General features: G+C 43.8%; 20 protein-coding genes. 12 read left to right on the top strand and 8 right to left on the bottom strand.

Annotated features, from left to right (window positions below; genetic code table 11):
• The first annotated feature begins 81 nt into the window (after positions 1-81).
• The 5 genes from Q0590_RS12765 to Q0590_RS12745 all read left to right on the top strand — a co-directional run bounded on the left by Q0590_RS12765 (position 82) and on the right by Q0590_RS12745 (position 4,625).
• The gene (locus tag Q0590_RS12765; protein ID WP_366970443.1) at positions 82-666 is read left to right on the top strand and encodes an RNA polymerase sigma factor; all 585 of its coding nucleotides are present in this window, start codon (positions 82-84) and stop codon (positions 664-666) included.
• Between the two features lie 15 nt (positions 667-681).
• Positions 682-1,503 (top strand): HEAT repeat domain-containing protein, encoded by an 822-nt coding sequence (locus Q0590_RS12760; RefSeq protein WP_302037934.1) that lies wholly within the window; start codon positions 682-684, stop codon positions 1,501-1,503.
• Positions 1,504-1,774: 271 nt separating this feature from the next.
• Positions 1,775-2,635 (top strand): DUF4097 family beta strand repeat-containing protein, encoded by an 861-nt coding sequence (locus tag Q0590_RS12755; protein ID WP_302037933.1) that lies wholly within the window; start codon positions 1,775-1,777, stop codon positions 2,633-2,635.
• A gap of 49 nt (positions 2,636-2,684) precedes the next feature.
• Entirely contained in the window at positions 2,685-3,512 is an 828-nt protein-coding gene (locus tag Q0590_RS12750) for a DUF4097 family beta strand repeat-containing protein (RefSeq protein WP_302037932.1), read from the top strand.
• A 177-nt stretch (positions 3,513-3,689) separates the two neighbouring features.
• Complete coding sequence (locus Q0590_RS12745) at positions 3,690-4,625, top strand: EamA family transporter (protein ID WP_302037931.1); 936 nt, start codon at positions 3,690-3,692, stop codon at positions 4,623-4,625.
• Between the two features lie 289 nt (positions 4,626-4,914).
• Here the strand turns inward: Q0590_RS12745 and Q0590_RS12740 are convergent, their stop codons facing one another.
• Complete coding sequence (locus Q0590_RS12740) at positions 4,915-8,082, bottom strand: TonB-dependent receptor (RefSeq protein ID WP_302037930.1); 3,168 nt, start codon at positions 8,080-8,082, stop codon at positions 4,915-4,917.
• Between the two features lie 189 nt (positions 8,083-8,271).
• Entirely contained in the window at positions 8,272-8,403 is a 132-nt protein-coding gene (locus Q0590_RS12735; protein ID WP_302037929.1) for a hypothetical protein, read from the bottom strand.
• Between the two features lie 89 nt (positions 8,404-8,492).
• On the opposite strand from Q0590_RS12735, the gene Q0590_RS12730 reads away from it, so the two are divergent.
• Entirely contained in the window at positions 8,493-9,308 is an 816-nt protein-coding gene (locus Q0590_RS12730) for a ZIP family metal transporter (protein ID WP_302037928.1), read from the top strand.
• A gap of 25 nt (positions 9,309-9,333) precedes the next feature.
• Here the strand turns inward: Q0590_RS12730 and Q0590_RS12725 are convergent, their stop codons facing one another.
• The 3 genes from Q0590_RS12725 to Q0590_RS12715 form a co-directional block, all read right to left on the bottom strand.
• Entirely contained in the window at positions 9,334-10,197 is an 864-nt protein-coding gene (locus tag Q0590_RS12725) for a histidinol-phosphatase (protein ID WP_302037927.1), read from the bottom strand.
• Positions 10,198-10,234: 37 nt separating this feature from the next.
• Positions 10,235-12,730, bottom strand: a complete 2,496-nt coding sequence (locus tag Q0590_RS12720) for a T9SS type A sorting domain-containing protein (RefSeq protein WP_302037926.1) — start codon at positions 12,728-12,730, stop codon at positions 10,235-10,237.
• Between the two features lie 120 nt (positions 12,731-12,850).
• Positions 12,851-14,155 carry an MFS transporter gene (locus Q0590_RS12715; RefSeq protein ID WP_302037925.1) on the bottom strand — a complete coding sequence of 435 codons (1,305 nt, stop codon included), beginning with the start codon at positions 14,153-14,155 and terminating at the stop codon, positions 12,851-12,853.
• A gap of 145 nt (positions 14,156-14,300) precedes the next feature.
• Between Q0590_RS12715 and Q0590_RS12710 the strand changes: the two genes are divergently transcribed.
• Both Q0590_RS12710 and Q0590_RS12705 read left to right on the top strand, forming a co-directional pair.
• Positions 14,301-15,611: a M16 family metallopeptidase gene (locus Q0590_RS12710; RefSeq protein ID WP_378410474.1), complete on the top strand. Its 1,311-nt coding sequence runs from the start codon at positions 14,301-14,303 to the stop codon at positions 15,609-15,611.
• Between the two features lie 97 nt (positions 15,612-15,708).
• Positions 15,709-17,121: a M16 family metallopeptidase gene (locus tag Q0590_RS12705; RefSeq protein WP_302037924.1), complete on the top strand. Its 1,413-nt coding sequence runs from the start codon at positions 15,709-15,711 to the stop codon at positions 17,119-17,121.
• Positions 17,122-17,150: 29 nt separating this feature from the next.
• On the opposite strand, the gene Q0590_RS12700 is transcribed toward Q0590_RS12705, so the two are convergent.
• The 3 genes from Q0590_RS12700 to Q0590_RS12690 all read right to left on the bottom strand — a co-directional run bounded on the left by Q0590_RS12700 (position 17,151) and on the right by Q0590_RS12690 (position 23,304).
• Positions 17,151-18,161, bottom strand: a complete 1,011-nt coding sequence (locus tag Q0590_RS12700) for a cytochrome d ubiquinol oxidase subunit II (RefSeq protein ID WP_302037923.1) — start codon at positions 18,159-18,161, stop codon at positions 17,151-17,153.
• 90 nt (positions 18,162-18,251) lie between these two features.
• On the bottom strand, positions 18,252-19,574 hold the full coding sequence (locus tag Q0590_RS12695) for a cytochrome ubiquinol oxidase subunit I (RefSeq protein WP_302037922.1): 1,323 nt from the start codon (positions 19,572-19,574) through the stop codon (positions 18,252-18,254).
• 280 nt (positions 19,575-19,854) lie between these two features.
• The gene (locus tag Q0590_RS12690) at positions 19,855-23,304 is read right to left on the bottom strand and encodes a HEAT repeat domain-containing protein (RefSeq protein WP_378410481.1); all 3,450 of its coding nucleotides are present in this window, start codon (positions 23,302-23,304) and stop codon (positions 19,855-19,857) included.
• 399 nt (positions 23,305-23,703) lie between these two features.
• Between Q0590_RS12690 and Q0590_RS12685 the strand changes: the two genes are divergently transcribed.
• From Q0590_RS12685 to Q0590_RS12670, 4 genes are read left to right on the top strand one after another with little or no spacing between them, the layout of a single operon-like run.
• Positions 23,704-24,237, top strand: a complete 534-nt coding sequence (locus tag Q0590_RS12685; RefSeq protein ID WP_302037920.1) for an RNA polymerase sigma factor — start codon at positions 23,704-23,706, stop codon at positions 24,235-24,237.
• Positions 24,237-24,854, top strand: a complete 618-nt coding sequence (locus Q0590_RS12680) for a hypothetical protein (RefSeq protein WP_302037919.1) — start codon at positions 24,237-24,239, stop codon at positions 24,852-24,854. The genes Q0590_RS12685 and Q0590_RS12680 overlap by 1 nt, the downstream gene beginning before the upstream one ends.
• Complete coding sequence (locus Q0590_RS12675) at positions 24,851-25,786, top strand: DUF4097 family beta strand repeat-containing protein (protein ID WP_302037918.1); 936 nt, start codon at positions 24,851-24,853, stop codon at positions 25,784-25,786. Before Q0590_RS12680 ends, Q0590_RS12675 begins: the two co-directional genes overlap by 4 nt.
• Positions 25,770-26,507, top strand: coding sequence for a hypothetical protein (locus Q0590_RS12670; protein WP_302037917.1), 738 nt, complete (start codon positions 25,770-25,772; stop codon positions 26,505-26,507). Before Q0590_RS12675 ends, Q0590_RS12670 begins: the two co-directional genes overlap by 17 nt.
• Position 26,508 lies beyond the last annotated feature (1 nt).

The following is a 26,508-nucleotide window of genomic DNA, read 5'->3' as shown; positions in this document are numbered from 1 at the left end:
GGAAAAAAAGTTATACTATTTCTGTAACCATTCGTGAAATGCGCGGTTTCCCCTTTCAAATAACAAAACAGAACCCCAGGCTTGAATTCACTATCGGATAACGAACTAATGCTCGCGGTAAAAGCTGGTCAGGCAGACAAGCTGGGCGTCCTGTTTGAACGCTATTCCAAGGCATTATTCGGCTTTTTCTACCGGATGACCAGTGATAAGGAAACAAGCCAGGATTTGGTACAGAATGTATTTTTCCGCATGCTTAAATACAAGCATACCTTTACGGCTGACGGAAAATTTATTACCTGGATGTATCACCTGGCCCGCAATGTAAGCGCCGACCATTTTAAGAAAAACAAGCGCTTTAGTTTTTCCAGAAGCCTGGATCTGTGGGAAAGCCGCATTGCAGGCGATAGCAACCGGGAAGATCAATTAAGTAAAGAACAGGAACTGGAGCTGCTGCAACAAGCCCTGGAACAATTGTCTTTTGAAAAACGGGAAGTACTGGTACTCAGCCGTTACCAGGAACTCAAGTATCAGGAGATTGCGCAAATCCTGAACTGTACAGAAGGCAATGTAAAAGTAAAAGTACACCGGGCTTTTAACGAACTCCGGGAAATTTTTCTGAAAATAAGCCAGGAGCGGAAATATGCGCCCAAATTTAAAAGTGAGTAGTAATTAACTAAACGTATGTCTATTACCTGTGAAAAAGCCACGCAATTGATGATTCTCTCCTTAGATGGAGCGACAAACCTTGCCGATCAGTTGAACCTGGATACACACGTAGCCGGATGTACAGCTTGTAAGCATGAACTGGTACAGATGCAGCAAATGCATGGGCAACTGGCAAGCCTACCGGTTCCGGAGCCGGATATGCAGCTGATGCGTACCCATTTTGATCAGATGCTCAATGAGTACAAACAAGCTACAGGGCATAGCCGCCAGGGTTGGTATATGGGCTTAAAAGAATACCTGCAAGCCCACTGGCAACCATCCTATACCTTACAGCTGGCCATGGGCTTGCTACTGCTGATTATTGGCTGGGGCGGAGGATATTTATTTCATACCCGCACCAGCGGCGATTCGCAGCAAATCAGCCAGCTGGCCAGTGAAGTACAGCAGATGCGGGAAGCAATGTTGCTGACTATGCTTCAGCAGCCAGCCGCTACCGACCGGCTAAAAGCCGTAACCTATACCAACGAACTGGACCAGGTAGACGACAAAGTAATTAATGCGTTATTGCAGACGCTGAATAATGACCCCAATGTAAATGTACGGCTGGTTACGGTTGAAGCCTTGCATAAACTAGCCAATCATCCAGAGGTACGGGAAGGGCTTATTCAATCTATTACGCAACAGGATTCGCCCTTGGTACAAATTGCCCTGGCCGATGTAATGGTAGCTCTACAAGAGAAAAATTCGGTGAATGCTTTCAAAGAGCTACTGAAGAAAAAAGACATAGACGTAGCCGTAAAAGCTAAAATTGAAAATAGTGTAAACGTATTGATGTAGGCGGATGTACTGACTTTATAAACAGATAAAGTACACACTAGAATGCGTAGTGTATAATAACAGCCTTTAGCTTCGCTGAATCTTCGATTTGCAAAAGACGCCTTATAGAATCTTTGGTATAGGGAGCCGGTTTGTGCGGATTCTATGTAGCGGTGTTGCAAAGGCGAGGCCCGCCCGGCCATGCGGGCAAAAGCTTTCGACGTGCTCTACACTCAATGTTTACTACCTAATTCAAAACTACTATTAGTATTTGTTACAAAACTTATCATCCATGAAAATGAAACTAATCTGCTTGCTGTTAGCCTTCTTCCGGCAGCTGGCTGTTGCCCAGGAAGACAAAGAGAACATTGTAAAGGAATTTACCTTTCCCAACCCAAGCAATAGCAATGTACTGTATATAGAAAATATTAATGGCAGCATTGCTGTGGAAGGGTATAATGGAAACAAAATACTCGTAGAAATTGAAAAAACTCTGAAAGCCAACACGCAGGAAGACCTGGAAAAAGCCCGTAAAGAAGTAAAGCTCGGCATTCAACAATCCGGCGACAGTATAACGCTGTACATTGATAACCCCTATGTGTACCGCCGCCGCGATGGCCGCATCCGCTACGATTTCAACAACGACTGGAACCAGGACTATAATTATGTATTTAATTATAAAGTAAAAGTGCCCCAACAGACTACACTGGCCGTTTTTACAGTAAACAAAGGAAATATAACGGTTGCCAATACCAAAGGCCGGATACAAGCCAGCAACATTAATGGTTCTATTACCCTCCAGCAGATTACCGGCGAAACCAAAGCCCACACCATTAATGGCGATATTAAAGCCACGTACGTTACCACGCCGCCCAAAAGTTCCAACTATAAAACACTCAACGGCGATATTGAAGTTAGTTATCCGGAAAGCCTATCGGCCGATCTGAAGTTTAAAACGACGAATGGAGAAGCCTATACTGACTTTGCCATTGCCGAAAACCTGCCAGTAAAAGTGGAGAAGACCAGTGACGGAAAGGCCAGAGGAACTACCTATAAACTGGAAGGCAATTCTGGTGTACGCATTGGCAAAGGCGGACCCGAACACAACTTTGAAGTGTTTAACGGAGACATTACTGTAAAAAAAGCCAAATAATAAATAGCTCTTCTAAACAATTTAATGACGATTAACTAAAAACAGACTAATGAAAAATATTCATATAATACTTGTATGCCTGCTGTTGAGCCTTTATGTAAACATGCCTGCCTTTGCACAAGGAGATGCCAAAGAACAGATTACTGTACCATTATCCAGTCCTGGAAAGCCTGGTAAGCTAAAGGTAGGCCTCACCAATGGTTCTATCAAAGTGACTGGTTACGATGGCAAAGAAGTAATGGTAGAAGCATCAGCTGTAACCCGTAAAAGTGACGATGAAAATACAGGAACGACCGCCAATGGCATGAAGCGGATCAGCAATAATGCCTTTTCTCTGGAAGTAGAGGAGAATAATAATGAAGTAGACATTGATACAGATTCCTGGAGGAGAAAAATTGACCTGGTGGTACGCGTACCTAAAAACTTTTCACTAGAGTTAGAAGCCATAAATCAGGGCAATATCCAGGTAGAAGGCGTAAATGGTGCTATGGAAATAAGCAATGTCAACGGGAAGATTACCCTGACGAATGTATCGGGGTCTGTAGTAGCCAATACCGTTAATGGCGATATCACTGTTACCTTCCGGGAAGTTACCCCTAATACGCCTATGGCCTTTACCACCTTAAATGGTAATGTAGATATATCTTTCCCCGGCAATGCAAAATTCAATACCAAAATAAAATCAGACCGGGGCGACATCTTCACGGATTTCGATATGGCGGTAGATAATTCCAAACCAAAAGTAGAACAGAAAAGCAGCTCCGGCACTTACCGGGTAAGCATAGACGAATGGGTATATGGAAAAATAAATGGTGGCGGCCCGGAAATGCTTTTCAAAAATATGCATGGCAATATCTACATCCGGAAAACTAATTAACTTGTTGCGTTGGGTTATCCTGAAAAGGTGTCTGTACAGGCACCTTTTTCCGTTAGTAATGAACACGTTAAAATATTGCTCTTAAAAAAGAATTAGTAGGATCATTAAAGGAATACATATACTAAGTTCACAACTTTCCATACGTTTGCACAGGGCCAACAAACGATTTTTACGCCTATGCAAACCGCCAGACCATCTACCTTAAAACTTCTTATTGCTTTTGCTGCAGTATATTTTATCTGGGGTTCTACCTATCTGGGTGTCCGCTTCGCCAGCGAAACCATTCCCCCTCTGCTAATGGCCAGTGTCCGCTTTCTGGTATCTGGTACTATTCTGTATATATATGCCCGTTCTAAAGGAGCTATGCCTCCCAAACTTGTTCACTGGAAATCGGCGGCTGTAACTGGGTTGTTTCTGCTTCTGATCGGAAATGGTGGCATGGCCTGGTCGTTGCAGTTTTTGCCATCTAGCCTGGCAGCTATATTGGTAGCCACCGAGCCCTTCTGGCTGGTACTAGTGGCCTGGACGATGTTTGGCAAAGGCAGACCGACAGGAAAAGAGGCTATTGGATTAATCGTAGGCTTTATTGGCATTGTATTGCTGGTAAGTTTCGGGTCAAGTAAAAGTACGGGCGTTGCCAATCCTATAGGGGTGGTGATGGTAATTGCCAGTGCCATTGCTTGGGCTATTGGCTCTATGTATGCTACGCGTGCCAGGGTACCTGAGTCGCCTATGCTTTCTATCTCCCTGCAAATGCTGACCGGTGGGGTAATGCTCGTTTTAGCCGGAACTGTAAAAGGCGAATGGCAGGTACTGGAGTTTGATGAAGTTTCCACAAAATCAGGCCTGGCATTGGTGTATCTTACCTTGTTTGGATCTTTGGTAGGGTTTACTGCCTATAGTTGGTTGTTGGGGGTGGTATCTCCTAGTCTGGCTTCTACCTATGCCTATGTAAATCCGGTAGTTGCTTTGTTTTTAGGCTGGTCATTGGGTGGTGAAAATATTACGGTGCCTATGCTGCTTGCCTCTGCTGTTATTATTCTGTCGGTCGTTATTATTACTCTGGCTAAACCCGCCAAGCAAGTTGTCGCCGAAGCAGTACCCGAGGAATAAGTCATTAACTGCATAGCTTCAATTATAGAAAATCATACACCCGTCCAGTACTGAGCTAAGACAAACGGTAGACATTCAGCATAAAACTAACGAAGCTACTAAGCGTTGCTCTCCACTTTATCTAACAGTTGGTAAGGTAAACCAGGCTTCTTTGTAGGGTATTAATCAGTTCAGGTAATTCTCGAAGGCAGAAAAATAATCTGCTATGCAAAACAGGACAATTTGAATAAAAAACTAAGCACACCTGACGAATCGGGTATGCTTAGTTAAAATCAGCTACTAGTATTCTTTAAAAACTATACCGTATCCCTAGTTGAATCTGGTAAGGATTGCCTGATGGTGTAATTACCCCCGCATTTGGATTTACATCGTAATTGTACGTTTGAGAAGCAACATCAAAACTTCTTAGGGAATAAATATTCTGCTTGCCCAGTACTTTGGTTGTTCCCCAGTTTCTATTTAACAGGTTTGCCACATTAAAAAGATCGGCTGAGAGTTCGATGCTCTGTGAGCGGAAAGTTTTGAATTTTTTACCGACCCGTAAATCCCAGACACCATAAAATCCATTCACGCCTCCGTTTCGTTGAGCTACTTCTCCCAGGTTCGTGCGAATGTATTCTTTCAGGCTTTCGTCAGCATCTGGGTTATTTAAGATAGTGGTAATACCTGTTCTATACTTCTCCAGCACCTCAGGATTATTCGGGTCAAAAACATAGGCAAGGTCATTGGAATTAACAAAATCTCCATTCACGTTTCCACCTACGGCCAGCGAGTAGCGGGTTCCGCCAATACCAGAATACCGGACACCCACACTTACGCCATAAAACGTAGGTAAACTGCCATAAAAAACCACTTTGTTCCTGAACTGGTTGTCGGAATAGGTCATGCGGCTAAGGTCTCTGGGATCATCTTTCACCATTAAGGCGAGTGTGGCGGTATTGGCTACGTTTCCGTTATACGAAGTATTATCTTTAATATCATTCCAGGTATAGCTAACCGTAACTTCGCCATCTTTAAAGTAGCGGAATGTACCATCTACCACCGCCGCAAAATGATTTACTTTGCCTTCGCTGTTCAGTTCCAGCACCCGGCCTACCCGTTCTGTTTTGCGTCCCATCATCCAGTTAGTGGCTCCATTAGTAGGATTAATGCTGCTTGCCGGTACATACACCCCCCGGTTACCTTCGTTGGCTAGAGTGAAGTAAGGTTCGTCTGCCATATTGCGGTCTACATACATATAGTTATTACGGCCAAGGCTGGCAAACAAACTCACTCCCATCCGGAAACGGTCGCTGAAAATGCGGTTGTACGACATGTTGGCTTTGTAAATCACTGGCACTTTAGCATCTGCCCCATTCATATTAATGGTGGCCAGGCGGTTTACCCCAGGGAGGTTAAATAGTTCGGTGCCAGGTGCAGAAGAAGGGTTCTGACGGTATGCTACAAAATTAGGAACTGGCACATTAGCACCTTGCAGGTCTACCGAAAGCACTTTTGTTCCATCAAACACCATGTTGTTAATCATGGCATAGTTGTTAATGTCTGAGCCGAAGATACCTGCGCCGAAGCGAACAAAATTCCGTTGCTGCTCATTTACATCCCAGGTAAACTGCACGCGTGGCTGTAGCTGGAAAGTAGCCAGGCCATTATCGGTACGCAAACCTAAGTCCTCAAACACTGTTGGATTAAAGTTTGGTTTGTTCATGTAAATGGAATAATCTCCCCGGAGGCCCAGTAACATATCTAATCCTCTGGCTAAGCTGGTTTGCATTTGGGCATATAAAGCTGTGTTGAGGATGTTCTGGTTTACGCTGTTATCAGCCGATAAGGCTATTTCCCGGGCATAGCGGTAAGGCTTCAGGTTATCAAAATTATCCAGGCCAGTGAAGAAGAAACGGCCATTCATTTCACTGCCATACAAGGAATTCATATGGGTATACATTAAATCTGCACCAAAGGTGAAATTGATCCGGTTGGTGTTGTAGTATACGTTATTAACAGCTTGAAATACATTATTATAAAACTGCTCCGGCGAATACCGTTGACCTCCCAGCTGAATGGTGGTAAACACATCTTTCTCGTCTACCACAGAAGCTACCCGTTCTACAATAGCCCGGGGAATATTCTGGGCAGGTAATTGCGAACTTGGAGAAGCCTCTTCCAACGTATACAGGTGCTGCAGTTTAAATTCATTGGTTACTTTAGGACTGATTGTACTCCTTAGCGTAGCCATCAAACTGTTATCAATGGATTTTACATCTCCGTACACCTCAAACAGGTTAATATTGCTATTATCGTCCAAACCCAGGTTGTTCATATCGTATACAAAGTTGTTACGGATGGTAAGCAAATTTTTGTCATTCAGCTGCCAGTCTACCCGGCCGAAAATGGCATCGGTGCCCCGTTTTTTATCGAAAGAACCGAATTGAGGTGAGTTAGCTACTCCGTATTTATCCCTGGCAATTTGTACATAACGGTCTAGTGAAGCCTGAGTGACATTGAGACGCCGTTCATCTGCGGGCGACTGAATATCAGCAATTTGCAGCGGCCGGGCATCTGCCTGATGATCCCAGACCAAGAAGAAGTGAACCTTATCTTTTACTATTGGACCACCTAGGGAAAAGCCATACTGATACGTAGAAAAATCTACATCCCGTCTGTTTCCGCGGATGTCATATGGGCTGGATAGCCAGTTGGCCCGGGCATAGGTGAAAGCACTCCCGGTAAAGGTATTGGTTCCAGATTTGGTGACTGTGCTAATGGTACCGCCGCCACTCCGCCCATAGGTTACGTCGTACTGGTTGGTTACTACATTGAATTCCCGCACAGCTTCCATAGATATAGCATACGGACCTCCATTCCGGTTAGTAGGACCACCAGAAGTTGGGTTCTTGGCTGTCATCCCATCAATAGTAAAGTTGGTGGAAGAGGCTAACTGTCCGGCAATGTTGCCTCCTCTACTTAACGGAGATAAATCAATAAGGGTGGTAAAGTTCCGCCCGTTTACCGGGAGCTTGGCAATATCTCTGGCAGTAACTGAAGTAGCTGCGCCAAAATTATTTACCTGGTTTTGTAATGCAGAAGCATTTACTTCCACCGCCTCCAGTGCTTGTTCCGAAGTCTTCATTTGCAGGTCTACCCGTAGCACATCTCCCTGATTTAGGGCATAGCCAGTCCGTTTCTCATTAACATACCCAATGAATGAAACCGTCACCGAATAAGGGCTTCCTAAGGGAAGTTGCTTGAATATAAATTCGCCTTTGCTGTTGGTGGTTGTTCCGGTAGTAAAGCCGGTAGATTCGTTCCTAACAATAATGTTGGCACCAGGCAAAGGTGCTTGTTCCTCATCGGTAATAATACCTGTAATAGAGGCCTGCGTAGTTTGAGCCATTAGCCGAGCTGAAGAGAAATAACCGACAAGGGCCACGAATAGAATAATAAGGTAGTTTTTTAACATAGGTAAGGTAAGTTGAATCAGGGGCGAAATTAGAGGGAGGATATTATCAGAAAATTAGTGGCGTATTAAGAATAAATTATATAAAAAACCTGGCTGCCGCACTCATGTTATCAGTAGTTAGCTTTTTTGTTAAGTTTATGTAAGGTAAATGAGTAATGTCCGGCCAATAAAAGGATATCTGCCTTTGAATCAGCCAATCAGCAGCAGTAAGCGGTTGTGGAGCAAAATGCCAGTATGAAAAGCCCAGTAACTGCTTTTTCTTTCCTCCCGTACCTCTGCCTTCCGTACAAATACCAGGTTGCTTATAGGATGGCCTATCAAATACTATAGGTGTTGTAAACTCTAATGGCTGCTTCTTTAGGTACTCCGTATACATGTACATTCTATACATCTTAACCTAAGCGATTCCTATGATTCCGTTGTGGGCACAAGCTAGTTTGTGGGGACTATTGGCTGGCTCCGCTCTATTATTGGGGGCAGCCGCTGGCTATTTTATCCGGATACCAGACCGGGTGGCAGCAGGGATTATGGCTTTTGGAAGTGGTGTGTTAATCTCTGCGCTTTCGTTTGAGCTAGTAGAAGAAGCCTATGAGCAAGGTGGTTTCGATGCAACAGCTATTGGTTTTTTCTCAGGTGCTGCTATTTATACCGGAGCTAACTGGCTGCTTTCGTTGAGAGGTGCTAAACACCGGAAACGGTCTAATGAGCTACAGCCCTCTGAGCAGGAAGCCAGCGGCAGTGGGATGGCTCTGGCTATTGGTGCCCTGGTAGATGGCATTCCGGAATCTATTGTCATCGGCATCAGCATGATTTCCGGAGGCAACGTAAGTGTGGTCACTGTCATTGCTATATTTCTTTCTAACATTCCGGAAGGTTTATCCAGTGCGGTAGGTATGAAAAAAGCCAAACGTTCGGCCGGGTATATTTTCACTTTGTGGGGATCAATAGCAGCAGCTTCAGGTCTTGCCTCTTTATTGGGCTATTCTGTTTTCAGTTATTTTCCGCCCGATGTAATAGCGGCTACTACCGCGGTAGCTGCAGGAGCTATACTAGTCATGTTAGCCGACACCATGATTCCGGAAGCTTTTGAAAAAGTACATGACCTCTCCGGAATGATTATGGTCATGGGTTTTATGACAGCCTACTTATTAACAAAAATGGAAAAAAGTCCTGTTATACATACTTTGCTGGAGCAGTTGCAATGGCTTTTAGAAAACACTACGTAAGTCGAATGACAATTAATCGTATCCATCAAACTTTCACTCCCTTCTCATCAAACTCTACGGCCTGCCATGCTCCATTGTACAAAATATGTACCTGCCGGAAGCCTATGGCCTGCAATAGTTGAGCGGTATTTGAAAAGTATAAGGTTATCTCTTCTGGATGATGGGCATCGGAGTTGATCGTAACCGGAATATCCAATGTGTGCATTTCTTCCAGCACCCACCTGGCCGGATACGTTTCTGTAGTTTTCTTCTTATAAATTCCTCTGGTGTTCACTTCAATAATAGCACCTGTATCGGCAATCAGTTGCAAGGTTTGCTTCATTTGCTGCTGATACCAGGCTGACTGCTGCGAGAACAGTTTTCCTCCTTCATCTTGAATTTTAATTTTATCTATATGCCCGATCACATCCGGACACTCCTGTGCTACCATTTGCCTGGTTAGTTCAAAGTAGCGGCTTACAGCTTTCTGTATGTCTCCCTTAAATATCTGGTGCAGGCCATCTAAAAAAACCTGATGAGAACCATCTATTTCCCACCCTTTGCCTTCCGGAAAGGCTTCTACAAAATGTACGGAACCTACTGTATAATCTAATTTTGCTTCCAGAATGGCTTTACTTTTTGGGCCAATTCTCCCAGGGATATAATCTACTTCCATTCCGCAATAGAGCTGAATCTGACCCTGGTATTTTGCCTGAAGTGCGCGTATTTCTGCCACATACGCCGGAAGATTTTCTGGCTTCATCGCCCAGGTAGTTTCGAAAGGCAATGGTGCATGGGAAGAAAAACCATAGGCTGCCAGACCTTGTTCCAAGGCACTTTCAACATATTTTTCAGGTGCATACTTGCCATCGCAATAATGGCAGTGGCTATGGTAATTGGTCCAGGCCATGGTGGAAAAGTTATACTACCTCTTTACTACTGGTATATTAATTTATTATGATTTTCCGGCTTATTTTAGTCTTCCCATTAAACAAATGTACTAAATAGATACCTGCCGGAAGTTTACCAGCTTCTACAAATATACTATTCTGCGTGCGGACATACTTCACCGGCATCTTCTGGCCTTGCTGATTTACTACTTGAAGTGTTGCCTCCCTGAATTCGTCCGGCAACGTTACAGTGAATATACCTGGAGAAGGATTAGGATATACTTTGATTAGCTGGTGATATTCTTCTACACCCAAGACGGTTTGCTCTTGCACTAACCTTACTAAAGCACCCGGTTTGCTATACATAATCTTATTATCCGGCAGCAAGCTGAGCGTTGAAATAAAACCTGCAACATTGCCAATTTCCAAAGTATTATCCAAAAAGCCATCTGTAGCCAGACGGATAATTTTAGATTGTTGTGTAGCAAAAGAATATCCATACACAATAATTTTTCCGTCCGGCTGTAACATAGTTGAATAATAGCTTCTTTCAAAATTACTCATCCTATAAGAAGCATCTATGCTGCCATCTTCGTTCAACCGGATAATACGTGCTTGATAGGAGGCATCTGTTCCTGAAATTACTATCTTTTTGTCTGCCTGAACTATCACTGAAGTTATCATAACCAGTGAGTCCACTACTAAAGAAGCTGCTTTGAAAGTTTTATCTAAAGATCCATCAGAGCTAATACGGTCAAAATAACGTGTAGACCATCTGTCTCCTTGATATCCACTGGCTACCAGTATTTTCCCATCTGCTTGCAATACCATGGCATATATAAATCCATCACCAAAGCCGGTTTCTTTTTTGAAAGCAACATCTTCACCGCCATCCGGATGCAAACGTGCAATCTTAAAAATACTATGTTCCAGGCTACCTCCTCCAACTACAATCTTATTGTCAGGCATAACTACCATGTGGCGCACATTCATCCTGTTCAGAGCATTATTCCCTGCATCAAATGTATAATCCATAGACCCCTCTGGGTTCAGCCGGTACAAACGTTTGTATACACCTCCATTATCGTTGTAGATGCCTCCCACTAAGACTTTACCATCAGGCTGCTTCACAACTATAGGTATGCTATACCCTATCGGAGGCATGTCAGAACTTGGTACAAAGGCATCATCTACGGAACCATCTATATTAATTTGTACCAGTCCTTCGCGTTTTTTGTTTCCTACTCTCTTAAAAAGACCTGCCGCCAGAATTTTTCCACCAGGTTGTGGGATTGTTTGATAAATTACCCCATCTACTTCTACTTCACCAAGAAACGATTCATTCAGGCTTCCGTTAGTATTCAGGCAAAGAATGGCATTAATTAATGAACTATTGACTCCAGTAAAACTTACAAAGCCAGTTGAATTACCTGCGAGTATTCTGCCATCTGGCAAAATCTTCAGAGCCTTACCTGCAAAATTTATTACCTTTGAATCTACTGTAAAACTATTATCCAGACTACCATCTGCCTCTAGCCGGTATGCCGGACTGAGATTCGTAGCAAAATGATACGATCCATAGGGAACTGCATTCGGATTGGGTGTATAAAACCATCCGCCTGCGAGTAGTTTTCCGTCCGGCTGTTTGCCTAGAGACAGTACCATGCCATTGGCCGGAAGGGTAGCAGGCTGAAAGCTTGTATCTATACTACCATCGGAATTTAAACGCCTGATATACGTCTTGTATGGAATAGGAGAGTCGCTAAAGCCGCCTACCAGCATTTTGCCATCGTTTTGCAGCAAGACAGTAAACAGCACCGGCTTCTGACTTACTTCTCCGAACGAAAAAGCAGGATCTAAACTTCCATCCGGTAAAAGCCTGAAGAGTGTATGACTGCTAAGGCCATTTACTAAAGCAGGTTCACCAGCCACTATAATTTTTCCATCTGCCTGTACTTCTATCGTATAAATAATCCTGTTGGTAATTTTTTCATCGGCAGTAAAGGTAGCATCTATGCTACCATCCGGATAGAGGCGCACAAGTTTGGAAGGACTGGTAAAGTCTCCTTGCGTAACAGGCATACTAACTAGCATTTTATCATCTGCTTGAACGGCAAGTAAATTCACTTGTCCTTCTATACGTTTAAATGCTGCATCTACACTTCCATCTGCATGTAGACCCATCAGCCTGGTTTTAGTACCTTCACCAGGCAGAGAAATAGAACCGTTTATTAGTATTTTTCCGGTAGATAAGATCTTAATGGCGGATATTTCACTTGGTTGACCAACTGGAGGTCTAAAAGAATTATCTACACTGCCATCCGGATGGAGACGGGCTATGCCACCATGTAGCACACCATTTACATAGTGCATGCTTCCCCCTATCAGAATTTTTCCGTCTGGCTGTGTAGCAATCGTATTGATATTTCCGCCAGGATTCCGGAAGGTGGGTGATTGAAATGCAGGATCTGGTATATACGTTTGAGCCGTAGCTGATTCGCAGGAAATCAAAATAGCAATAATGAGATAAAGTAGCTGGTACAAATGCTTCATAAAAGTAAGTCTTTGACCGGCAAGGTAGAAGAATTGCCACACTGGCATTCTCTCTTTTGCTAAGGTTTATTACATCAGCAAACCATTACTAAATTGGCAAATAACCACATTTCCACATTTTCACATGTTCTTCTTCTTTTCCTGCGTCAGGTAATACACGAAAGCAGCAACGGCCGTAAACGCAGCTATAGCCGCCAGTACAATAAAGGCGCTGTTCCAGCCGCTTCTTTCCGCCAGCCTACCGGTAAGCCATACCGCCAACGTACCTCCTACATAGCCCACGGCATCCATCAACCCGGAAGCGGTGGCGGCTCCTTTGCGGCCTCCCATATCCAGGGACATGGCTCCTGCCAAAAAAGAATACGGGCCGAGTACTAACAAGCCAACAAGGGAAATAAGTATCAGTGGAATCACTTCGTCTTTCAATCCAAGTCCCATGAGACACAACACTCCAGCAATTGGGATACATGCTACCCCAATTAATATTCCTCTTTTCCCTTTTAGCAAAGTATCTGACAAATAACCTGCACCCAGAATAGAAACCATCCCAAATACCGGAAAGGCCGCACTAAACTGAGAAGCTTCTCCTTCGGAGAAACCTGTACTTTCAAACAGATATGTAGGAATCCAGAAATTAAATGCCTCCCGAATAGCTGTAAGTCCGAAAGACATCACCAGCATCAGCAGAAAAGGCAGACTTTTAAAATAAGGCAGAAGTAGTTCTTTCATACTTTGTGGCTTTTCGGTATGCTCATCGGTTGTAAACAGATTATCCGGGTTAACTGCCGGACTTTGATAGCCTACACTTTCTGGGCGGTTTTTCACCAGAAAAAAACTCACACAGGCAATACCTGTCAACAGGGCAGCCGCTACAAAAAATAGCTCCCGCCAGCCAATGTCCATTTTTATTAGCTGCCCCAAAAGTAGCTTGGCTACAATATCTCCAAACAGAAAGCTCAAGCTCAGCAAAGCCATCATCCGGCCATACGCTTGATAAGCTACCCAGTTGGCGGTGGTTTTTACCAGTCCGCCCCAGCCCATCGATTGCACCAGGCGGTTTATGGCCCAGGCAGCAAAGAAAATAGCCAGGCCAGTACCCAGGCCAAAAGCAATAGTAGCTACTACCGAACCTACCATGCCAATAATGAAAACCTTTTTTCCGCCGATAAAATCGCCTAATATGCCATTTACTACTTTGCCCAATGCATAGAAAACCACCCCTAGTGAGGCAATCTGCCCCATTACTTCTTTATTCATGCCTTGTCCGGAAAATTCAGTGATAATCAGCGGCGTGGCTACGGCTAAGTTGGTACGGCAGATATAATAGCCACTGTAGCCGACAAATAATCCTATAATAGTGGAGGTTTGCCAGTAGGTAAACGAATGTTTCGCCTTGGGGTGGGCCGGAGTCTGAGTTGGCTGCATAGTATTGGAAGATAGGGAGTAAAATTAACAGTTCAATATTACCATACTGTGAAATTCATTGGCAGGCATGAAAAAAGTACCATTCATTAGCACATCTGCCCTTTATCTGATAAATTTACTTCTTACCTCATCCCTTGCCTTATTTATGAGAATAACCCTTGTTCTGCTGATGCTGATAGGCACCCGCCTGCTGGCGCAACCCAAAGCAGCAGATGTAAAAACCTTTACACTCAACAATCAGATGAAAATTATGGTATTGGAAGACCATTCCATACCCAATGCCAATATGTACTTGTTTTGGAAAGTAGGCTCCCGCAATGAGTATCCGGGAATTACCGGGCTATCTCACTTTTTTGAACACATGATGTTTAATGGAGCTAAAAAATATGGCCCGAAGATGTTCGACCAGACGATGGAAGCCAAAGGCGGCAGCAACAATGCCTACACTACCGAAAATGTAACCGTGTACACCGACTGGTTTCCCAGCAGTTCTCTGGAAACCATGTTCGACCTGGAAGCCGACCGCATTAAAGATTTGAATTTTGATGATAAAATGATTGAAAGTGAACGGGGAGTAGTGCTTTCTGAACGCAGTACCGGACTTGAAAACAGTAACTTCCGCCTGGTACATGAAATGGTAAAGGCTTCTGCGTTTATGGCCCACCCTTACCGCTGGTCGGTAATTGGCTATGAGTCGGATATAAAAAACTGGTCGAAAGCCGATTTGCAGCAATACTTTAAGACCTACTATGCCCCCAACAACTGTGTAGCTGTAATCGTAGGCGATGTGCAAACAGACAATGTACTGGCCCTGGCTAAAAAGTATTTTGAACCTATACCGGCACAAGCCCCTCCCCGGCCAGTGCATACTGAAGAACCTCCACAGAACGGAGAAAAGCGGGTATTTGTGCAAAAAGACGTAACTACACCTAATGTACTAGTGGCCTACCATGTACCACAAACCCAATCAGACGACTATTATGCCCTGGAACTGCTGAATACTATTTTATCCAGTGGTAACTCTTCCCGGTTATACAAAGAACTGGTAGACAAAAAGCAACTGGCTACAGAAGTATTCTCCTATTTCCCACAAAGCATAGATCCGAATTTATTTTACATCTATGCCGTCAGCAGTAAAGATACCACCAGCACTGAACTGGAGCAGGCCATATTTACTATTCTGGATGAAGTAGCAGAAAAAGGCGTGACCGAAAATGAGATTCAGAAAGCCAAGAACCAGAAACTGATGGAGTTTTACCAGGAAATGGAAACCATTAATGGCAAGGCAAATAACATAGGCACCTATGAAATATTCTTTGGCGACTACAAGAAGTTATATGAGGCTCCTGCCCAATACAACAAAGTAACCGCCGCCACTATACAAGAAGTGGCAAAGAAGTATTTCAAAAAACCCAACCGTACGGTGGGTATCATTCAAAAAAATGTAGAACAGTAAACCTGTAAGCAGAGTATTCTACAAAGAGCATTAAACCTGTCAGCTTTTCAGAAGCCTAACAGATGTGTTACAATAACTAAGTTAACTACACCAAAACATGCAATTCTTCAGAAAACGATATATTTTACTCTTTTTCCAGCTACTTATCAGCTCCGTTATCTTCGCACAGGCAAAAACAGCCAGGCCGGGCAGCTTTACATTACCTCCGTATACTAAGTTCACTCTCAGCAATGGCCTTACCGTATATCTAATGGAGCAGCATGAAGTGCCGGTTATTCATGTATCGGCCTTGTTCCCGGCAGGTGCTATACAAGATGAGAAGAAAGCCGGACTGGCCTCTCTGACAGCCGATGCATTGCTGTTCGGCACAAAAAGCTATACCAAAAGTCAGATAGAAGAGCAAATGGATTTTCTGGGCGCCAGTGTTAACACCTATGCCGCCCAGGAATATGCCGCGGTACAAGTTTCTTTTATGGCTACCCACCAGGATAAAGTATTGCCCATTCTCAAAGAAATTATGGTAAATCCAGTGTTTACTGAAGAGGAGTTTGTAAAGAAACAGAAACGCCTGGCCGTAGAACTGGATCAGCAGCGGGAAAGCCCCAGAGAAGTAATTGGCACCTATTTTAACAGCTTTTTGTATGGAGACCATCCCTATGGAAATCCGCTGAGCGGCACTAAAGCTACGGTTTCTGCTCTTTCGGTTGCCGATGCCAAAGACTTCTATTCTACCTACTACACACCCAATGGTTCGGCTATTGCCCTGGTCGGCGATTTTAAGACAAAAGACATGCGTAGTAAACTGGAAAAGCTTTTGAAAGACTGGAAGAAAAAAGAGAATACAGCCATTAAGGCGAAAGAAGTGCCTTTGCCCCTTTACCAGAAAAACCGGGTGCTGCTGGTAAATAAAGACAATGCCACTGAAACTACCTTTTACATTGGTGCTCCTGGCATTAGCCGAAACAATCCGGATTATGTGGCTATACAAGTAATAAATACCGTACTGGGTGGCCGTTTTACTTCCTGGCTCAACGACGAATTGCGGGTAAACTCTGGACTGACTTATGGAGCCCGTAGCAGCTTTACTCCACTGAAAACCAATGGATCGTTTACCATTAGCACATTTACTAAAACGGCTACTACCACCGAAGCCATTGATCTGGCATTGGAAGTGGTCAATAGATTGCATTCAAAAGGCATAGACGAAGAGACATTAAGTTCTGCCAAAAACTATATCAAGGGTCAGTTTCCGCCCCGCTTTGAAACATCCGGCGATCTGGCTTCTTTACTCACCTCTATGTTCTGGTATACCTTTGACGAATCGTACATCAACACGTTTCAGCAGAAGGTAGACGAACTTACCACAGCAAAAGCCAAAGAGATTATTACCAGATACTTCCCCAAAGAAAACCTGCAATTCGTACTAATCGGCAAAGCCTCCGAGATACAAGATAAGGTGAAAAAATACGGCGAAATAACAGTGAAACAGATTACGGCGGATGAGTTTTAACTATTACACGAGTGTTGGATGATAAATACTTATTCAGCACTCGTGTTAAATTTAAATGATCGTAACAGATAATATAAGGCAGGGAGAATTAGCATAGAACCCACGATGAGTGCCCAACCCAGTACCTGAATGGTGGCTTGCGGAGCAACGGTATTGAACAATGTCAGATCGGGTCCGTTTTGCAAGTTTATAACAGCCGGATATTGCAGCCAGAGCCAGGCCGTTAAAATCATCAAAACCTGGAAACCTGCCAGAATCCGGGGTAAAATAACCTGCCGCTTGCGTAAGGCGATCCATAAGATGGGTAAAGAAATAGTAGCTAATAGTAAGCAGAGGGCACTAAACAAATGGCTTAACAGCAAATCTATCAGGTGAAAGCCGTTTATTTTAGCAGCCAGAAAGACTAGTCCGCCGGCAACAACGGTGACGATGTTAGCCTTCAAAGCCTGGTTCAGCAGGTATTTTCTTAGCTCTTCTTCCTGAGTTTCACCAATCAGGTAAACAGCCGCCAGGAAAGAGAAAATACAACAGGCAAAAATGCCGACAGCAAACGAAAACTCATTAAACCAGGGATAAATAAACCCCTCGTAGAAGGAAGTGGTAGAGGTATCAATCCGGCCAAGGGTAGCTGCTCCGGCAATTATTCCTAAAAACAAAGAGCTGATGATACTGGAAAGCACAAATATCCAGGAATAATACCTTTGTGACTTATCTTTCACGGCATCATAGTGGCGAAAAGTAAAGAAACAACCTCTTAACACAATACCTATCAGCATAATCGTAATGGGTATATGCAAATGAATGGATACAACCGTATATACTTTGGGAAATGCCATAAATAAGATCACCACCACCAGAATAAGCCACATATGATTGGCTTCCCAAATTGGCCCAATGGCAGTGTAAGTCAATTTACGGCCTTTAGACCGGTACCTTTTCCCGGCAAATCCTTCCAGAATACCTGCCCCAAAATCGGCTCCGCCAAATAAGCAGTAAAACAACAAAGACACGGCGAGGAAAAGGACTACAATGCCAAACATACGTAAATGGGTTGATTAGTTGATATGCTGATATACAGATAATTAGTTAATCTATAAGCCATTTTCAAATTATCTAATTCTCAAATTGCCCTATGCTTCCTGAAGCTCTGGTTTGTAGGTTTCGTGCAGCACTTTTATCTGGCGGGCCATCAGCCAGGTTACCAGAAAGGCCAGAATCAGGTAGAGAATAGTAAAGGTGATCATTGGGTACATGAGGCCGCTCATGGGTGAAACAGCATCGGATGTACGCATAATGCCATACAGAATCCAGGGCTGCCGGCCTACCTCTGTTACTGTCCAGCCGGCTTCTACGGCAATAAATCCAAGTGGAGTCGCCAGTGCCACAATGGTTAAGAAAGTTTTATGAAAAAGTAAGTGTTTCTTTTTCCAGGCAAAGAATAGAAAAACTAGTCCGATAAGTGCCATCGCCATACCAGCAGCCACCATGATTTGAAAAGCAACATGCACTACAACCACCGGTGGCCACTCATCTCTGGGAATACTATCCAGGCCTTTTACTTCTGCGTTAAAATCGCCATGTGCCAGAAAGCTCAGGAACCTAGGCAGATGAATGGCATAATCTACCCGTTGTTGTTCCACATTAGGTAAGCCACCAATCACCAGATCAGCCGGTTTACTGGTTTTGAATAAAGCTTCCATGGCCGCTAGTTTTGCTGGTTGTCTGACAGCTACATCTTTGGCGGAAATATCTCCGCTTAAGGGTTGTAACAGGGCAGTGATGGCACCAAAGGTTAAAGCAATTTTCATGGCCCGCTGGTGCAGCGAATGACCAGGATGTTTTAATAACAGAAAAGCATGAATACCTGCCACGGCAAAACTAGTACTGACAAAAGCAGCTAATGTCATATGCAAGGCTTGGCTAAACCAGGCATCGTTAAACATAGCAGCTACCGGATCAATATTTATTGCCTGTCCGTTCACCCAGTCGAACCCGGAAGGGCTGTTCATCCAGGCGTTGGCTGCTACCACAAATATGCCGGAAGCCACACCAGAAATACCTACCACTACGCCAGTTGCCCAGTGTACCCATTTATTGATTTTGTTCCAGCCGTACAGGAATAAACCCAAGGCAATGGCTTCTATAAAAAAGGCGGTTCCTTCCCAGGAAAAAGGCATTCCGAAAATGGGTCCGGCATGTTCCATAAATCCTGGCCATAGCAATCCTAGTTCAAAAGATAATACGGTGCCTGACACAGCTCCAGTAGCAAAAAAGATAGCCACTCCTTTAGACCAGGTTTTTGTCAGATGCAGGTATTCGTCCTTGTTTGTTTGTAACCATTTCCAATGCGAAAAAGCCATTAGAAACGGCATGACCATACCAATACAAGCAAAAATAATGTGGAAGCCCAGGGAAATGGCCATTTGCAGGCGGGCGGATAATAAGTCTTCCATAGCAGAAGGGAGGTTGTTTACCGGAAAACAATTTCTGCCCTAAAAATAGTCCGGAAAAGCAGGATATTACAGGAATCGGGGAATAAATTTTCTATAGAAAAAGGCTATAAAAATAAATCCCTGCTGCTTGTTATGCTTGACATAAACGAAGGCAACAGGGATTTATTTTTCAGTTATGAAAGCTTCTCCGATATAATCTAAAGAAAATAGTTTGGCTTCAAACCTGTTGGGTTTCCAAAACCTAACAGGTTTCTTTATCAAGAACTTCGGAAAGCCACTCTTACATTTCTTCTTTTAAGGTAGCTAGGAAGCTTACTACATCCCGTACTTCACGGGGCGTAAGCAGTTGCTTCATATCCGGCATACTCGAAGGAGCATTCGTGCGTTTAACAATCTGCTCTTTGCGGATCAGCGTATCCGGACGGTCGCCGATTTTAAGTACTACACCTTTGTTGTTTTCTTCCTGCAAAATACCACTGATGGTTTTGTCTCCGGCAAGCGTGAGGGTAACTGCTCCAAAACCGGGAGCCAGGCGGGCACTCGGATTAATAACGGCTTCCAGCAGTTGTTTGCGTGATAAGCGGCTGGCTACGCCATTTAACCGGGGTCCGGCATTGCCTCCTAAATCATCATAGGAATGACAGCGTAAACACTGGGCCGTCTGGTGGCGGAAGAATATTTTTCTACCTTCATCTACATTACCACCCACTAAGCTTGCTTCATAGGCAGCGGCTACCGCATCTGGAGACAATTTAGCAGTAACTTCCTTGTACCTGTTTTGCAGTTCTGTGGATTTTGTGCTATCAATCGCTTCGGCCAATTCCAGTTGTATTTCAGCGGGGAAGTTTCCATTAGAGAGCTTGGTCAGCAAGCCATCAAATACCTTTTGTGAATTGGCTACCGGCAGTTTTCCAAGGGTTAGTAAAGCCGCTTGTTTTTCTTCAGTCGTGCGGGTATTAATCACCTCTGACAACAGGGATACCATCAGGTCTTTGGAGATATCCATTTTGGCTAACAGGTCAAGTCCGGCAACCCGTACACTTTTCTCTTTATCGTCCAGTGCTTGTTGAATAGCTTTGTCTATTGGGGCATTTTCCAAAGAGGCTAAGGCACGTAAGGCTTCTATTCTTACTTCGGGTTTGCTGTCATTTTTCAGTAAGGCAAATAATTTCTCTGAGCCACCTTCTATTTTGTGTTTGCCCACTGCTTTCACTGCGCTTAACCGGACAGGTAATTGACTAGTAGAAACTAATTTGATGAGGGATTCACTGGCTTTGTTTTTTACCAGCATCGGATCTCTTTCAATCACGCCTCTGTAGCGGCCATCTACCCGGTCTACCACGGAAGGCTTAGACCAAGTGCTGAGGGCATCAATAGCTTCTGCCCGCATAGCTGCCGGAGCCGTTTCTTTCATGGAGTAGTTGATCAGGTTCTGCATCGCTTTATCAGTGCCAACCCGCAGGTTTGCATTGATAGCCCGTCTGATCAAAGGTTCGTTTTTGAAAGGAGTAGTTGCCAGCAGATCACCCAAAGCTGGCAAAGCTTCTTTAATAGAAAGATCATCGTTAATGGCACGGGCAGTTTCTGTTACCACAAATTCATCTTTATCATTCAGGAAATTAGCTATACCAGGGTGTTGTAAGCGCCGTAAGGCCACCACAGCGGCAATCCGTAACGCTTTGGAAGGGCTCGTATGCAAGGCTACAATAGGATCTGCTTTACCAATACGTGCCAGAGCCAGGCTACCGGCATGACGTAAATAGGCATCTGCGTCATTATTTGCCTTCAGCATCTCAATAATCGGATTAATGGCAGGCTCATAGGCTATTCTTCCCAGCGCTTCGGCAGCAAAGAACCTTGCACGGCTACTTTGATCTGCCAACAGTGGGAGTAATGCACTTCCTGCTTCTTTGTACCGGATGTCACCCAGCCACTTTGCAGCTTGTGCCCGTATTTCAGGGTCCTGGTCTTTCAGTAAAGGCAGCAACACCTGGGCTTGCTTGGCATCTTTGCGGGCAACCTGGGCCATACCCCAGATTCCATGAACTCTGGCTAACTGATTAGCTGTTTGATTGATACTTTTCTGGAACTGCTCTACTCCTTTAGCACCTCGTTTAGCCAGCTCAAACTGGGCTTTCTGGCGTACCCGCATATCCTGGTGGGATAATAATTGCCCCAGCTGATCTTCCGGACGTTTGCTAAAATCTTCCCCTAACAAAGTCTTTACTTCTGTGCGTTCCGGGCTATTGGCTCCTTCGGCTACATCTAACTTCCAGATGCGGCCATGGTCTTTGGTGTCCCAGCCATCAATCCAGTCGGCTACATACATCGCACCGTCTGGGCCAAAATCAATACCGGTAGCCAGTACATTGCTCATGATCTGCTCTTGTTCGCCTAATTCGAAGGAAGCTCCTTTAGGTTTCAATTTGAAGGCATGTATCCCAGACCGGGCAGGGTTTCCATTAAACTCTACGACGAAGAACGTATTCTTATATTTTGGACTTAATGCTGTACCAGGATTATACAGAAACCCGGTAGGCCCACTCACAAAATTAGTAATAGTGGGAGTAATATAGGCAGCTTGTCCTTCAAAACGGGGCTTATACATCTGCTCATCCATCCATACTTTGTAGGTATTGTTATCCGGATCGCGGTATTTACCAAACTGCCAGTTGATGCGCCAGCCGGTATCCGATCCGTTTACTACATACACCAGGCGTTCTTTTTCACCTGGATGGTCGCCATCGTTATCCTGGCTGATCAGGTTGCCATACTCATCAAAGGTAAACTCATGGGTGTTGCGGAGACCATGGGCAAATACTTCAAAATCACTTCCATCGGGATTACACCGGACAATTACGCCACTATTGGGATGCTCCCATTTAGTTCCATCGGGACCTTTCCCATTGAAACCAATATCGCCAATACCCCAGTAAACTTTTCCATCAGGCCCCATTTCTGCACCCGACATACCATGCCCTCCAAACCCTACGTGTATGCCATAGCCATGTGAAAGAGATTTTTTGTCGTCGGCCAGGCCATCGCCATCTGTATCTTTCAATTTCCAGAAATCCGGGCCTACCCCTACATACAGATCTTCGCCATCGGCTAATACAGCACCGGCTACGTCGGTTACCTCATCGTTAAAATCTTCTACTACCAGTTGCGATTTATCTGCCAGGCCATCACCAGAGCTATCTTCTATGCGGTATACATGTTCTTTTTCAATGGTCATATCCTTCCAGTCATGAGAGCCGTCGCCATTCAGGTCTTTCAGCCACTCATTTTTCTTGCTGTTTTCCGGTGATAACACTTTCCGCAGAAATGCCCGTTTATCATCAATCGTTTGCAGGCTGATAGATTCTATTTCCCAATCCTGATGGCCCCGGATATCGAATTCGGAGTTTTTCTGACGGTTAGTTCTGGTATAATACACACGTCCCTGATCATCTATATCCAGGGCAATCGGGTCGGCAACCAGAGAATCTACGCCCCATATCCGGAGAGTTAAGCCCTTCGACAATTTAGGGGAAACACTAGCTTCGATGGATTGTGCCAGCTGGCTTACTTGAGCCGGCTCCATTTGTTTAATTCTTTTATCAACCGGTTTGTCCTGTTTTACCGCTGACTGCCCTTTTTCTTGCTGACAATTAGATAAAAGCAAGGCAGGCAGTATGGTACAGAGATAAACCGTTTTTCTGGGAAAGGATAGGTATTGCTTTTTCTTCATATTCACTAAGAATGAATTCAACGTTAAAATAGATTTTCTCATAAAATTACTTTTTTTATTTATAATCTGGTCAGAAGTTTTTCTACTTTTCCATAAAACCAATTAATCTACTGGGATATAAGGTGATTACATCTAATAAACTACAGTTTATCGGTACAGCTATTCTCATTATTTTTATTTGCTTTACTTCTGCTTCGTTTTCATGCAACACACATGTTCCAGGGGAGGGTGGAGATTTAAATAGTGTGTATCAACGGTGCTGTAGCCATGGCCTGATGGCGCATGAGTATAGATTTTCATCCTGTCTAAACTGTATTGCAACAAATTCACCTAATTTTTTTCTGCCCATACAACCTTTCTTTCCTTTTTGTACCCTTTGTATAAAACACCCTCTGACTAGTGTCTCTTACATCTGATGAAGCCGAAAACGAACTGATTGCCCAGTGCCGGAAAGGAGACCGAGCAGCTCAGAAAAAGCTATATGATCAATATAAAAAGGCCATGTTCACCAAAGCTTTCCGGATTGTAAATAATATGGATCATGCACATGATGTATTGCAAGAGGCATTTCTGGAAGTATTTAAAGATATAGGCCAGTTCCGGGGAAATTCGACGCTGGGCGCATGGATAAAAACCATTGTGATCCGGAAAGCTCTGCGGAAACAGCGCATAGAAATAAAATATGAAAGCATACATGAAATTCAGCACGGCGAACCGGCAGAATGGCCCGATACCTTATCCGGTGAACAGTTGCATAAGGCCATACAAGCATTACCAGCGGGTTACCGGGCTGTCTTTACCCTTATTGAAATTGAAGGATACTCACATAAGGAAGTAAGCACCTTGCTTCACATATCTGAAGGTACTTCCAAATCACAATTGTACCACTCAAAAAAGATGCTGCAGAAGATGTTAAAATCCATTTATCAGTAATGAAAAACAACCATGACCGCCGCTTACAGAAAGCCATTCAGGAGCTTCCCGGTATAGAGCCGGATGACTCCTTGTGGAATAACATAGCAGCACAGCTGAGTTTTGAAGATACATTATCGAAAGCTATTCCTTCCTTGCCCTTGCTTGAGCCCAATGAAGCTGCCTGGGCAAAACTGGAAAGCAGTTTACCCTCTACTGCACCTGCTGTTACAAAACAGCTTACCTGGCTTACCTACTTCTCAGCAGCTGCTTGTATCAGTCTGATTATAGCTATTAGTATATGGTTTGTGAAACAGCAGGCAAGTTCGCCGCTATACACCTACAGTCAGGAGCTATACATAGCCGAGTCGCCAGCCAATTCTACCGGACACCCACTAGCCATACAAGAAGCGATGGGATTTATAAATGATTCTTGCGAAAACCAGCTGCTGGTATGTGCTACTTCAGAGTTTAAAGAATTGAAAGGCCAACTAGATGAACTAACCATAGAGATAGAAAAGCTAAAAGCGCAGCAAACCACGTATGGCCAGGAGCCGGAACTGATAAAAGCCCAGATTAAGCTGGAAAACCTCCAAGCCCAGATCACTAAAGAACTGATTCAACTTATAGTATCATGAACAAAATAGGTTATGGATATATAATACGGTACATCTTCCTTCTGGCACTGATAAGTACACAGCCGCTACTTGCTATAGCGCAGGAAAAGATACAGGTGGTTACCAAAACTTTAGACAAACGGATAACTTATACACCAGGCGAAGTACTTAATATTGATGCACGGAAGGCTTCTGTAGAGGTAATAGGGTGGAAAGAAAATTATATTCAGTTAACACTGAAACTCATTGCTAAACACCCGGTACGGCATATTGCAGAAAATGACCTGGAACATTTGAAATACGAAATAAAGAAAGAGAGCAATACCCATATTTTTACCAACTATTTTCATGCTACTGCTTCTGATGATAAGGTGCGAAGCAACCTGAAGGCACAATATCAGATTAAAGCACCTGCAGGATGCCAGTTAAGAATCTCCAACGCTTACGGAAACATACAAATAGAAAACTTGAGCGGCGAAACAGAAGTCTCTATCAATTTTGGTGAACTGCAACTTACAGATATCAAAGGTTCTACCGTAGTCAACTCCTCATATGGAGATATCAAGGGAGAGAATGTAACCGGGCTTTTCGTCTGCAAAGCAGAAAAAGCTAACATACACCTGACCAGGGCAGCAGGTATGTATGATATTCATAATACGTATGGACAGATAACCATTTCTGCTACGCCTAAACTAACGAAGCTTACCATAGCCGCCACCCGGACTTCCGTTACGATGGATGTGCCTGCATTTGAGCAATACAACTATTCGCTTTCTACTTCTTTTTCAGATATTCAGTTACCGCCCCATGCACCGGGAGACATTACCAGGAATATAGCAGGTAAAAAAACCTATACTTCTGGTAATATAAAATCATCTGCGTCTACTGTACAGATTTCTACTACGTTTAGTCCCATCACTATATATGTTCAAAGCCATGCTGCTCAAAAATAATAAATCTTTATTGGTACTTATCCTTCTCTTGTTCACTTTTACGAAACCCATGTATGCCCAGACAAATAACATCCGGACAGACTATTTTGAAGAACAAGCGGATAAGTCTGATTTTACATTTAAGGAAAAATACCAGTATTTTACCCGTACCCATATAGAGGAAAAAACCCTGGCAAAAATAGGATTCTCTCCAGTGCCCACCTGGAAAGACGACCGGCTCATTGGCCGCTTAACGGCTTCTGTGGCCGTAGAGAATAAAATTACGCCTGCTTTATCTGTGCTGTTGGAATTGGAAAACAGGTTCTCCTATACCGAAGGTGAAAAAGTGCCAAATGATTACAATATAGGGGTGAACGGCGCTTTACGGTATTACTATGCCATAAACAAACGGATAAAAGAAGGCCGCAGTGCCAATAATTTCTCTAATAATTACCTTTCGGTACAATCTACCAACTACATCTATCACCATACGTTTGCACGTAGTCCTCACTATCGATTTCCCAAAAGTAACCATCTCTCTTTACTTTGGGGAAGCCAGAAAAGATTGGGTAAGTTGAGTTATATAGATTTCAACGTAGGGCCTTCTTTTAAACTTTACGAAGACCGCAATCCCTACTTTTGGGATGTATTTGGCGAACGAGTTGCAGTATTCAGTAAACGTAACAGAACCTGGTGGGTGCCTACTATAGATGTAAACTTCGCTATTGGTTTTGCTTTATAGA

The organism is Rhodocytophaga aerolata (genome assembly GCF_030503435.1).
In the GTDB taxonomy this organism is placed as follows: domain Bacteria; phylum Bacteroidota; class Bacteroidia; order Cytophagales; family 172606-1; genus Rhodocytophaga; species Rhodocytophaga aerolata.
The sequence above is the reverse complement of the archived record's forward strand: the minus strand, read 5'-3'. Positions and strand labels throughout refer to the sequence as shown.

What these genes read in the sequence shown, in the direction of transcription:
- Q0590_RS12760 (WP_302037934.1), top strand. Translation starts at nt 682, where the DNA reads ATGTCTATTACCTGTGAAAAAGCCACGCAATTGATGATTCTCTCCTTA.
- Q0590_RS12705 (WP_302037924.1), top strand. Translation starts at nt 15,709, where the DNA reads ATGCAATTCTTCAGAAAACGATATATTTTACTCTTTTTCCAGCTACTT.
- Q0590_RS12720 (WP_302037926.1), bottom strand. Translation starts at nt 12,730, where the DNA reads ATGAAGCATTTGTACCAGCTACTTTATCTCATTATTGCTATTTTGATT.
- Q0590_RS12750 (WP_302037932.1), top strand. Translation starts at nt 2,685, where the DNA reads ATGAAAAATATTCATATAATACTTGTATGCCTGCTGTTGAGCCTTTAT.
- Q0590_RS12680 (WP_302037919.1), top strand. Translation starts at nt 24,237, where the DNA reads ATGAAAAACAACCATGACCGCCGCTTACAGAAAGCCATTCAGGAGCTT.
- Q0590_RS12730 (WP_302037928.1), top strand. Translation starts at nt 8,493, where the DNA reads ATGATTCCGTTGTGGGCACAAGCTAGTTTGTGGGGACTATTGGCTGGC.
- Q0590_RS12740 (WP_302037930.1), bottom strand. Translation starts at nt 8,082, where the DNA reads ATGTTAAAAAACTACCTTATTATTCTATTCGTGGCCCTTGTCGGTTAT.
- Q0590_RS12745 (WP_302037931.1), top strand. Translation starts at nt 3,690, where the DNA reads ATGCAAACCGCCAGACCATCTACCTTAAAACTTCTTATTGCTTTTGCT.
- Q0590_RS12710 (WP_378410474.1), top strand. Translation starts at nt 14,301, where the DNA reads ATGAGAATAACCCTTGTTCTGCTGATGCTGATAGGCACCCGCCTGCTG.
- Q0590_RS12715 (WP_302037925.1), bottom strand. Translation starts at nt 14,155, where the DNA reads ATGCAGCCAACTCAGACTCCGGCCCACCCCAAGGCGAAACATTCGTTT.
- Q0590_RS12670 (WP_302037917.1), top strand. Translation starts at nt 25,770, where the DNA reads ATGCTGCTCAAAAATAATAAATCTTTATTGGTACTTATCCTTCTCTTG.
- Q0590_RS12725 (WP_302037927.1), bottom strand. Translation starts at nt 10,197, where the DNA reads ATGGCCTGGACCAATTACCATAGCCACTGCCATTATTGCGATGGCAAG.
- Q0590_RS12700 (WP_302037923.1), bottom strand. Translation starts at nt 18,161, where the DNA reads ATGTTTGGCATTGTAGTCCTTTTCCTCGCCGTGTCTTTGTTGTTTTAC.
- Q0590_RS12690 (WP_378410481.1), bottom strand. Translation starts at nt 23,304, where the DNA reads ATGAAGAAAAAGCAATACCTATCCTTTCCCAGAAAAACGGTTTATCTC.
- Q0590_RS12695 (WP_302037922.1), bottom strand. Translation starts at nt 19,574, where the DNA reads ATGGAAGACTTATTATCCGCCCGCCTGCAAATGGCCATTTCCCTGGGC.
- Q0590_RS12675 (WP_302037918.1), top strand. Translation starts at nt 24,851, where the DNA reads ATGAACAAAATAGGTTATGGATATATAATACGGTACATCTTCCTTCTG.
- Q0590_RS12755 (WP_302037933.1), top strand. Translation starts at nt 1,775, where the DNA reads ATGAAAATGAAACTAATCTGCTTGCTGTTAGCCTTCTTCCGGCAGCTG.